7 protein-coding genes are annotated in these 10,050 nt (G+C 71.0%); 5 read left to right on the top strand and 2 right to left on the bottom strand.

Translation table 11 applies throughout. The annotated features are described in order from the left end of the window. Positions 1–12: 12 nt before the first annotated feature. Positions 13–2,643, bottom strand: a complete 2,631-nt coding sequence (locus SM793_RS14125) for a transglycosylase domain-containing protein (RefSeq protein WP_320438504.1) — start codon at positions 2,641–2,643, stop codon at positions 13–15. Between the two features lie 508 nt (positions 2,644–3,151). Between SM793_RS14125 and SM793_RS14120 the strand changes: the two genes are divergently transcribed. The 5 genes from SM793_RS14120 to SM793_RS14100 all read left to right on the top strand — a co-directional run bounded on the left by SM793_RS14120 (position 3,152) and on the right by SM793_RS14100 (position 8,412). Then, a complete protein-coding gene (locus SM793_RS14120) occupies positions 3,152–3,850 on the top strand; it encodes a PadR family transcriptional regulator (protein ID WP_045938886.1) in 699 nt (232 codons plus the stop codon). 130 nt (positions 3,851–3,980) lie between these two features. Then, positions 3,981–5,063 carry an inositol-3-phosphate synthase gene (locus SM793_RS14115; RefSeq protein ID WP_320438503.1) on the top strand — a complete coding sequence of 361 codons (1,083 nt, stop codon included), beginning with the start codon at positions 3,981–3,983 and terminating at the stop codon, positions 5,061–5,063. A 131-nt stretch (positions 5,064–5,194) separates the two neighbouring features. Next, a complete protein-coding gene (locus SM793_RS14110; protein WP_320438502.1) occupies positions 5,195–6,532 on the top strand; it encodes an MFS transporter in 1,338 nt (445 codons plus the stop codon). 109 nt (positions 6,533–6,641) lie between these two features. Continuing rightward, positions 6,642–7,319 carry a hypothetical protein gene (locus SM793_RS14105; protein ID WP_320438501.1) on the top strand — a complete coding sequence of 226 codons (678 nt, stop codon included), beginning with the start codon at positions 6,642–6,644 and terminating at the stop codon, positions 7,317–7,319. Positions 7,320–7,353: 34 nt separating this feature from the next. Further along, positions 7,354–8,412: a hypothetical protein gene (locus SM793_RS14100; RefSeq protein WP_320438500.1), complete on the top strand. Its 1,059-nt coding sequence runs from the start codon at positions 7,354–7,356 to the stop codon at positions 8,410–8,412. 120 nt (positions 8,413–8,532) lie between these two features. On the opposite strand, the gene SM793_RS14095 is transcribed toward SM793_RS14100, so the two are convergent. Beyond that, entirely contained in the window at positions 8,533–9,954 is a 1,422-nt protein-coding gene (locus SM793_RS14095; protein WP_320438510.1) for a CCA tRNA nucleotidyltransferase, read from the bottom strand. Positions 9,955–10,050: the final 96 nt, after the last annotated feature.

Genomic DNA, 10,050 nt, shown 5'->3' with positions numbered 1-10,050 from the left:
GGTCGCCGCGTGCTACGGCACCACGGCGTTGCCGCTGCCCGGCGAGGGTGAGGCGGAGGGCTTCGGCGGCTTGCTGGTCGCGCCGCCGGTCGCACCGCCCGGCCCGCCGCCCGGGTCCGGGGTCGGCGTCGCCGGCTGGGTCGGCGTGCTGCAGCCGATCGGACCGAGCAGGCAGGTCGGCGAGGGCGTGGTGCCGCCGCCGGTCGTGCCACCGGTCGTGCCGCCGGTCGTCCCGCCACCACCGGCCGTACCGCCACCGCCGGTACCGCCACCGCCGGCCGTGCCGCCACCGGTCGTGCCGCCGCCGGTGGTACCGCCGCCCGGGTTCGGGTTGGTCTTGGTCGGACCGGGCTGGGTGGGCACGGTGCCCGGGCAGTCGACGCCCGGGACGCAGGCCGGCGCCTGGGTGGCCGGCGGCTGGGTCGGCTGCCCGGCGTTCGGGTCGACCGGGGGAGCGGTCACGCTCTCGGTCGTGGTCGGGGTCGGCACGGCGCTCGCCGTGCTCGGCGCGCCCGAGGAGTCGACCTGCGACCCGACCGGCTGCGGGGTCGGGAAGTTCAGCTTCTTCTCGTTGGCCAGCGCGGCCTTCATGTACCGGGTGAAGATGTCCGCGGGGACGTCACCACCGTGCACCGAGTCCTTGCCGCCGGTGCCGTTCAGCGACAGCCGCTCGTGCGCGGTCGGGTCCTCGCGCCACATCGCCACGCTGGTGGCCAGCTGCGGGGTGTAGCCGACCCACCAGGCCGACTTGTTCTCGTCGGTGGTACCGGTCTTGCCGGCCACCGGGCGGCCGAGGGTGTTGGTCTTCTTACCGGTACCGTTCTGCGCCACGTTCACCAGCACGTCGGTGATGTTGTCGGCGACCACCGCCTCCACCGCCTGCTTGGTCTCGTGCTTGCCGAAACCGGGCCGCTCCTTGCCGTCCACCAGGACCTTGGCGACCGAGTAGGGCTCGGCCTGCTTGCCGCTGGCGGCGAAGGTCGCGTAGGCGTCCGCCATCCGGATCGGGCTGACGGTGGAGACGCCGAGCGGGAAGGTCGCGGTCTTCGACTCCTTCTCGATGCTCTCCTTGCGGATGCCCAGCGCCTCGGCGATCTGCATCACGTTCTGGCCGCCGACGTCCTGGTTCAACTGCACGAAGGGCACGTTGTAGGAGTACTGCATGGCCATCCGCAGCGAGACGTAGCCGCGCTTGCCCTTCTCCTCGTTCCGCTGCCGGTACGGCTTGCCGTCGTCACCTAGCAGCAGCGAGCCGTCCGGCTTGCGGATCTCCGAGAGGTCGTCGGACAGGTAGCGGCTGTCGGCGTTGATCCGCTTGGGCTTGCCCTTGTCGTCGGTCGCGGTCAGCACGCCGGTCTGCATGGCAGTGGCCAGTACGAAGGGCTTGAAGGTCGAGCCGACCTGGACTCCCTGGGCGTCGGCGTTGTTGCCGAAGTTCCCGTTCTCCACTCCCTCGCCGCCGTAGATGGCGACGATCGCGCCGTCACCGGGGACGATGCTGGAGGCACCGAACTGGACGAAGTTGTCGTTGTTCGGGCGCTTCTGGACGTTGAGGGTCTCCGCCTTGACGTCGTCCACGGCCTTCTTCAGGGCCTCGACCTTGTCCTTCTGGAAGGTCGTGTAGATCTTGAAGCCGCCCTTGTCGATCGCCCGCTGGTCGATCGTCGGGTCCTTGGCCATGACGTACTTGTTGGCGGTCTCGACCATGTAGCTGATCTGACCGTTCATATTGGCCGACGGGACCTGCTTGATCGGGGTGGGGAAGGCGGCGCACTTCGCCCGCTCCTCGGCGGTGGTGTTCTTGGTCTCCACCATCCGGTCGAGGATCCACTTCCAGCGCTCCTCGGCGCGGGCCTGGTTGGCCTTGATGGTCGGGTCGTAGTACGACGCGCCCTTGAGCAGGCCGGCCAGCATCGCGCTCTGGCACAGGTCGAGGTCCTTGGCGTTGACGCCGTAGTACGCCTGCGCGGCGGCCTGGGCGCCGGTCGCGCCGCGGCCGAACCAGCTGGTGTTGAGGTAGCCCTTGAGGATGTCGGGCTTCTCGTACTCCTGATTGACCTTCAGGGTGATGAAGAACTCCTTCACCTTGCGGCTGAGAGTCTGCTCCTGGGTCAGGTAGGCGTTCTTGACGTACTGCTGGGTGATGGTCGAGGCGCCCTGGGTCTCGCCGCCCTTGGCCATGTTGACGACCGCGCGCAGCATGCCCTTGGGGTCGATGCCGCTGTCCGTGCGGAAGGTCTCGTTCTCCGCCGCGATGACCGCGTTCTGGAGGTTGGGCGAGATGTCGCCCAGTTCGACGATCTGCCGGTTGGTCTCGCCCTTGCGGACCATCTCGGTGTTGTCGGCCCAGTAGTAGATGTTGTTCTGGTCGTTCACCAGGGCGTTCAGCGGCGGGATCCTGGTGCTCTGGTAGACGTAGAAGACCCCTCCCACGCAGACCGCGGCGAAGAGCAGCACCGCGCTCAGCCACTGCCGCCAGGAGGGCAGCCAGCGGCGGACGCCCTGCTTGCCGAAGCGCGGGTAGTCGATGAACCGTTTCTTTCCGGGGGCGCCGCCCCCGCCGGCGGCCGCGCCGCCGGCCGCTGTCTCGGCACCGCGACGGCCGCCCTTCTGGGCGGCCTTCCGCATTTCGGCACGAGTCATCCGGGGCTGCTGGGCGGTGTCCCGCGTGCCCGGCGGGCGCCGTCGGCCCAGACCCTCCGAGCCCAGCTCGTCGCGCCCGGTTCCTTCCGACCGTCCGTTGCCGCCGCCCGGCGGGCGACCGTCGCCGCCGGGCGACCTGCGCCGTCGTTCGCTCATCTTCCAGCTACTCCTCGCCAGGCCGGTCGAGCCTGAAGGCAGGGTCCACGTCCGATGCCCGTAACCGCCCTGATCCCGGAGGTGGTCCTCGTGCACACGCGACAGCGTACGCAGCTCCGAATCCGAACTAATCGGGCATCAATCGCCATTAACCGCAAAACGGCAACAGATCATTACACGCCCGTTGCCAAGCACACCCGCGCGTCGTCTTGTGATCACATTCACGCGCGTCCCCCTTGCCCGTTCGCGGACCCAGGCTTACTGTTCTCGATATATCGAGCCGATACATCGGAACGGCATACCGCCGATCGAGGCGGGTCGCGGACCGACCGGAGAAGGGAGGACGAAGGCAGTGGGCAGACGCTCAGGAGTGCTGGAGTTCGCCGTTCTCGGACTGCTCCACGACGCCCCGATGCACGGTTACGAGCTGCGCAAGAGGCTCAACGTCCTGCTCGGCTCATTCCGTGCCTTCTCGTACGGGACGCTCTATCCCTGCCTGAAGAGCCTGGTGGCCCAGGGTTTCCTGGTCGAGGACAACCCGGACGTCGAGTACGTGCCGGCCACCGCGCTCAACGGCAAGCGGTCCAAGATCGTCTACCGGCTCTCCGCCGAGGGCAAGCAGCGTTTCGAGGAGCTGCTCGCCGACGCCGGCCCGGACGCCTGGGAGGACGAGCACTTCGGTGTGCACTTCGCCTTCTTCGGTCAGACCGACCGGGCCGTGCGGATGCGCGTCCTGGAGGGCCGCCGCAGCCGGCTGGAGGAGCGCCTGGAGCGGATGCGCAACTCGCTGGCCCGGGCCCGCGAGCGGTTCGACGACTACACGGTCGAACTGCAGCGGCACGGACTGGAGTCGGTGGAGCGCGAGGTCCGCTGGCTGAACGAGCTGATCGAGACCGAGCGGGCCAACCGCTCCGGTCGGACCGGGGCGCCCGCCGGCGGGACCGGTTCCGCAGTACCCCAGACTTCGGACGGCCGAGGCCAGGAGGACGGGTCCGTGGACCCGCCCGGGCCACCGCACGACCGCCCGGGGCGTTCCGCCCAGGAGCGCTGAGTCCGCGTCAGCCCTGTGCCGCGCGGGCAGGAGTGGGCGCGTCATGCGCCCGTCAGCAGTCATCGAAATAAGCAGGACGAGTACCGCCGACCTTCGGCGGCGCTCATGAGATCACAGGGAGCAACCGGGAATGGGTTCGGTTCGCGTAGCCATCGTGGGTGTGGGCAACTGCGCCACGTCGCTGGTGCAGGGTGTCGAGTACTACAAGGACGCCGACCCGGCCGGCAAGGTCCCCGGGCTGATGCACGTCCAGTTCGGTGACTACCACGTCAGTGACGTCGAGTTCGTCGCCGCCTTCGACGTCGACGCCAAGAAGGTCGGCCAGGACCTCGCGCACGCCATCACGGCGTCCGAGAACAACACCATCAAGATCTGCGACGTGCCCCCGACCGGCATCACGGTCCAGCGCGGCCACACCCTCGACGGCCTGGGTAAGTACTACCGGGAGACCATCGAGGAGTCGGACGAGACCCCGGTCGACGTCGTCCAGGTCCTGAAGGACGCCCAGGTCGACGTCCTGGTCTGCTACCTGCCGGTGGGCTCCGAGGCCGCCGCCAAGTTCTACGCCCAGTGCGCCATCGACGCCAAGGTCGCCTTCGTGAACGCCCTCCCGGTGTTCATCGCCGGCACCAAGGAGTGGGCGGACAAGTTCACCGAGGCCGGTGTGCCGATCGTCGGTGACGACATCAAGTCCCAGGTCGGCGCGACCATCACGCACCGCGTGATGGCCAAGCTGTTCGAGGACCGCGGTGTCGTCCTCGAGCGCACCATGCAGCTGAACGTCGGCGGCAACATGGACTTCAAGAACATGCTCGAGCGCGAGCGCCTGGAGTCCAAGAAGATCTCCAAGACCCAGGCCGTCACCTCGCAGATCCGCGACCGCGACATGGGCGCCAATAACGTCCACATCGGTCCCTCGGACTACGTGGCCTGGCTGGACGACCGCAAGTGGGCGTACGTCCGCCTCGAGGGCCGCGCGTTCGGCGACGTCCCGCTGAACCTGGAGTACAAGCTCGAGGTCTGGGACTCCCCGAACTCGGCCGGTGTCATCATCGACGCCGTGCGCGCCGCGAAGATCGCCAAGGACCGCGGCATCGGTGGCCCGATCCTGTCGGCCTCCTCGTACTTCATGAAGTCCCCGCCGGTCCAGTACTTCGACGACGAGGCCCGCGTGAACGTCGAGAAGTTCATCCGCGGCGAGGTCGAGCGCTGATCCCGCTCCACCCCGTGCTGAGTCATTGAGCACCGAACGGGCCCGCGGTCTCCACGACCGCGGGCCCGTTCACCTTTTCCCGGCGAATGTTTCACGTGAAACACCGCCCGGATCCATGGCACCCTGAGCGGGTGGCGATCACCGAGAACGGCAGTACCCACCGTGCCGCGCACCGCGCCACGCTCTTCGGCCTGCTCCGCGGCCGCGACTTCCGCCGGCTGCTGACCGCCCGGGTGCTGTCCCAGCTCTCCGACGGCGTGTTCCAGGTGTCGCTCGCCGCCTATGTCGTCTTCTCCCCCGAGAAGCAGTCCTCGCCCGCCGACATCGCCTCCGTGCTGGCCGTGATGCTGCTGCCGTTCTCGGTGATCGGCCCCTTCGCCGGCGTCCTGCTGGACCGCTGGCGCCGCCGGCAGGTGCTCTACCTGGGCAACCTGGGCCGCTTCGGACTCGGCCTGCTCACCGGCGGGCTGCTCCTGGCCCAGGCGCCGACCTGGCTCTTCTTCGCCTCCGCGCTGCTGGTCACCGCGCTCAACCGGTTCATCCTGGCCGGACTGTCCGCCGCGCTGCCCCGGGTGGTGCGGGCCGAGCAGTTGGTGACCGCCAACGCGCTCTCCCCCACTCTGGGCACCGTCGCGGCGGCCATCGGCGGCGGTCTCGGCTTCCTGCTGCACCAGTTGATGCCGCCGGGCCCCCGGGCCGACGCCGCCCTGGTGAGCCTGGCCGCGCTGCTCTACCTGTCCGCCGCGCTGGCCGCGCTGCGGATGGACAAGGACCTGCTCGGCCCGGGGAACCACCCCGGCCGGCCCGCGATCGGCCAGGCCCTGGCCCAGGCCGCCCGCGAGCTGCGGGCCGCCGTCACCCACCTGGTGCGGGACCGCCGCCCGGCGGCGCACGCGCTGGCCGCCGTGACCGCCGCCCGGTTCTGCTACGGCGTGCTGATCGTCGTCCTGGTGATGCTCGCCCGGTACACCTTCAACGACCCGGCGGACAGCGCGGCCGGTCTGGCCACCCTGGGCCAGGCGGTCGGCCTCTCGGCCGCCGGGTTCTTCATCGCGGCGGTGATCAGCCCCTGGTGCAGCCGCCGGCTCGGGCTGGCCGGCTGGATGACGCTCTGCCTGGCCGCCCCGGTGGTCTTCGTGCCCGCGCTCGGCCTCGGCTTCAACCTGGTGCCCTGCCTGATCGCGGCGCTGCTGCTCGGCGTGGTCACCCAGGGCACCAAGATCTGCGCCGACACCGTGGTGCAGGAGTCGGTCGAGGACGAGTTCCGGGGCCGGATCTTCGCCATCTACGACGTGCTCTTCAACGTCGCCTTCGTGGCCGCCGCCCTGGTCACCGCACTGGTGCTGCCGCTCTCCGGCCGCTCGGCCGCGGTCGTGGCCGGCGTCTCCCTGGTGTACGCGGCCTCGGCCGCGCTCTACCTGCGCGCGGCCCGCCGCACCGGGCCGCTCCCCGGCGACCCGGCCCGCTGACCACGGCTGTCCGCCCGGGCGGCCCCTGCGCCCGGAAAGCGTCGTTCCGAGTCGCTAAGGTACGTCAGATCTGTCGCAGCGGCAGCACTCTGTCTCGGGGGACAATCTGATGAGCACACCACCCAGTCCGTACGGACCGCCTCCTGGCTACGGTGCCGCGCCGGCGCCGCAGCCCTACGGTCACCCGGCGCCCCCGCCGTACGGCCCGCCCCAGCCGGTACCCGCGGGCTACGGCGCACCGCCGCCCCCGCCCGGCTACGGCTACCCCGCCGCGCCGCAGGCGGCCCAGCCCTACCCGCAGCCCGGCCACCCGCAGCCCGGCCACCCGCAGGGTCCCTACCCGCCCGCGCCCTACCCGCAGGCCCCGCAGGCACCCGGCCCCCACGGACAGCCCTCGCCGCACGGCTACCCGCCGGCCGCCCCGCAGCCCGGACCGGCCGCCAAGGGCCGCGGCAAGGCCCGGCTGAAGGCGGTCGGCCTGGTCCTGGGTGTGATCGCCCTGATCGTCGGCTACTTCGTCACCGGCCCCAGCGTCGGCAGCGCCAAGGCCGGCGACTGCGTCAAGGCCTCCGGCTCGCGCGACGTCTCGGTGGTCAAGTGCACCGACGGCAAGGCGAACTACAAGGTGCTCGCCAAGTTCGAGTCCACCACCGACACCAGCAGGTGCCGCGAGACCGCCGGAACCACCAGCACCGTCTCGGGCAAGAGCGGCCGCCGCTGGAACAAGAAGCGCTACGTGCTCTGCCTCGGCCCGCTCGCCGGCGTCCCGCCGGTCAAGAAGTCCTGACCGTCCGCCACCTGAACTCCCCCGGGGGATCCCCATGTCCGTTCCGCCCCAGATGCCGTACGGCTCGCCGCCGCCCGCCGACGGCGCCAACCCGTACGCCACCGGCAACCCGTACGCCGGCCAGCCGGCCCCGCAGCCGGTGGGCGCACCGGCCCCGGCCGGCTACGGCTACCCGGCCGCACCGCCGCCGGCCGCACCCGGCTACGGCGCACCCGCCCAGGCCCCGCCGGGGGGCTACGCCTACCCGCCGCAGGCCGGGGGCTACCCGGCACCGGCCGGCTACGCCGCGCAGGGCGGTCCGGTGTGCCGGTTCTGCGGCGGCTTCCCGGCCGTCGAGACCACCGTCCGCGGCCACCAGGGCATCATCATCATCATGCGGTTCCTGAAGCAGCCGGGACCGTTCTGCCGCACCTGCGGCACTGCCGTGGTCCGCGACATGTCCGCCCGCACCCTGGTGCAGGGCTGGTGGAGCTACCTCTCCGGCATCTTCACCGTGGTCACCCTGCTGCGGAACCTCGCCGCCCACAACAAGATCAAGGACCTGCCGCCGCCGGCGCCCGGCACCCACGGGCCGCAGCTGGACCCGGGCGTGCCGCTCACCAAGCGCCCGCACATCTTCATGCTGCTGCTGCCGGTGCTCGGGGTCGGCTCGTGGATCGTCCTGATCGCCACCGGCGCGCTCTTCGCGTCCACCGCGCACGACGTCCCCCGCCGCCCGCTGGTCATGCCCACGGTGACCGTGCCGACCTTCCCGGCGCCGACCTTCCCGTCCGTCTCGGTGGCACCGGTGCCGGTGCCGACGATCACCCTGCCGACGCCGTCCGCCACCAAGGTGGCCAGCGACATCGACACCGCCAAGGTCGGCGACTGCCTGCGCAACGAGAACGGCACCAGCGCCACCCACGACGCCAGCCCGCGGATCACCATGCTGCCCTGCGGCGACCCGAAGGCCCAGTACAAGGTGCTCAAGAAGGTCTACGGGACCAGCGACAACGACAAGGCCTGTGAGAACGTCACCGGCGCCGAGAGCACCTACACCCGTGAGTCCAGCACGGAGGCGCTCAGCTTCGTGCTCTGCCTGAAGAAGCTCTGAGCCGGCGCCCGGGCCCGTACGCGGGCCCGCGCCGACCGGTCCGCGCAGACCGGCCCGCGCACGGACGAGGGGTGGTCCCGGGAGAGACCCCCGGGACCACCCCTCGCGGCAGTGCGCGCCCTACTGCTGGGCGGCCCACCAGTCGCGCAGCGCGGCGACCGCCGCCTCGTGCTCCATCGGGCCGTGCTCCAGCCGCAGCTCCAGCATGTGCTTGTACGCCTTGCCGACCGCGGGGCCCGGCCGGAGGCCGAGCAGCTCCATGATCTGGTTGCCGTCCAGCGCGGGGCGGACGGCGTCCAGCTCCTCCCGCTCCCTGAGTTCCTCGATCCGGCTCTCCAGGCCGTCGTAGGTGCGGGAAAGCGAGGCCGCCTTCTTCCGGTTCCGGGTGGTGCAGTCGGAGCGGGTCAGCTTGTGCAGCCGCTCCAGCAGCGGGCCGGCGTCGGTGACGTAGCGGCGCACCGCCGAGTCGGTCCACTCGCCGCCGCCGTAGCCGTGGAAGCGCAGGTGCAGCTCGACCAGCCGCGAGACGTCCTCGGTGAGCTCCTTGGAGTACTTCAGGTCACGCATCCGCTTGCGGGTCATCTTGGCGCCCACCACCTCGTGGTGGTGGAAGGAGACCCGGCCGTCCTGCTCGAAGCGGCGGGTGCGGGGCTTGCCGATGTCGTGCAGCAGCGCGGCCAGCCGCAGCGTGAGGTCCGGGCCGTCCTGCTCCAGGTCGACCGCCTGCTCCAGGACGGTCAGCGAGTGCTCGTAGACGTCCTTGTGGCGGTGGTGCTCGTCCCGCTCCAGGCGCAGCGCCGGCAGCTCCGGGAGGACGTGGTCGGCCAGGCCGGTGTCGACCAGCAGCCGCAGGCCCTTGACCGGGTGCTCGGCCAGCAGCAGCTTGTTCAGCTCGGCCTGCACCCGCTCGGCGGAGACGATGGTGATCCGCTCGGCCATCGCGGTCATCGCCGCGACCACCTCGGGGGCCGGCTCGAAGTCCAGCTGGGCGGCGAACCGGGCGGCCCGCATCATCCGCAGCGGGTCGTCGGAGAAGGACTCCTCGGGCGTGGCGGGGGTGCGCAGCACCCGGGCCTCCAGGTCGTCCAGGCCGCGGTGCGGATCGACGAAGCCCCGGCCGGGCAGGTCGACGGCCATCGCGTTGACCGTGAAGTCGCGGCGGACCAGGTCCTGCTCGATGGTGTCGCCGTAGCTCACCTCGGGCTTGCGGGAGGTGCGGTCGTACGCCTCGGAGCGGTAGGTGGTGATCTCGATCAGGAAGGAGCCCTCCGGGGTGTCCTTGCGCGCGCCGACCGTGCCGAAGGCGATGCCGACGTCCCAGACCGCGTCGGCCCAGCCCTTGACCAGCTTCAGCACCTGCTGCGGACGCGCGTCGGTGGTGAAGTCGAGGTCGTTGCCGAGCCGGCCCAGCAGGGCGTCCCGGACCGAGCCGCCGACCAGCGCGAGCCGGTGACCGGCCGCCTGGAAGCGGCGGGCGATCTCGTCGGCGACCGGGGAGACCCGCAGCAGTTCCTGCAGTCCCAGGGTCTGCGCCTCGCTCAGGCCGGGGACGACCTGGAGGACGGAACCGGAACGATGGGCGCCGGTCGGGTGGGCGGTGGGCTCATTGGCAGTGGACACGGCTCACAAGGGTACGTG

This window comes from Kitasatospora purpeofusca, assembly GCF_034043715.1.
Classification (GTDB): Bacteria; Actinomycetota; Actinomycetes; order Streptomycetales; family Streptomycetaceae; genus Kitasatospora; species Kitasatospora purpeofusca_A.
This window is presented reverse-complemented; position numbering and strand designations above follow the sequence as displayed.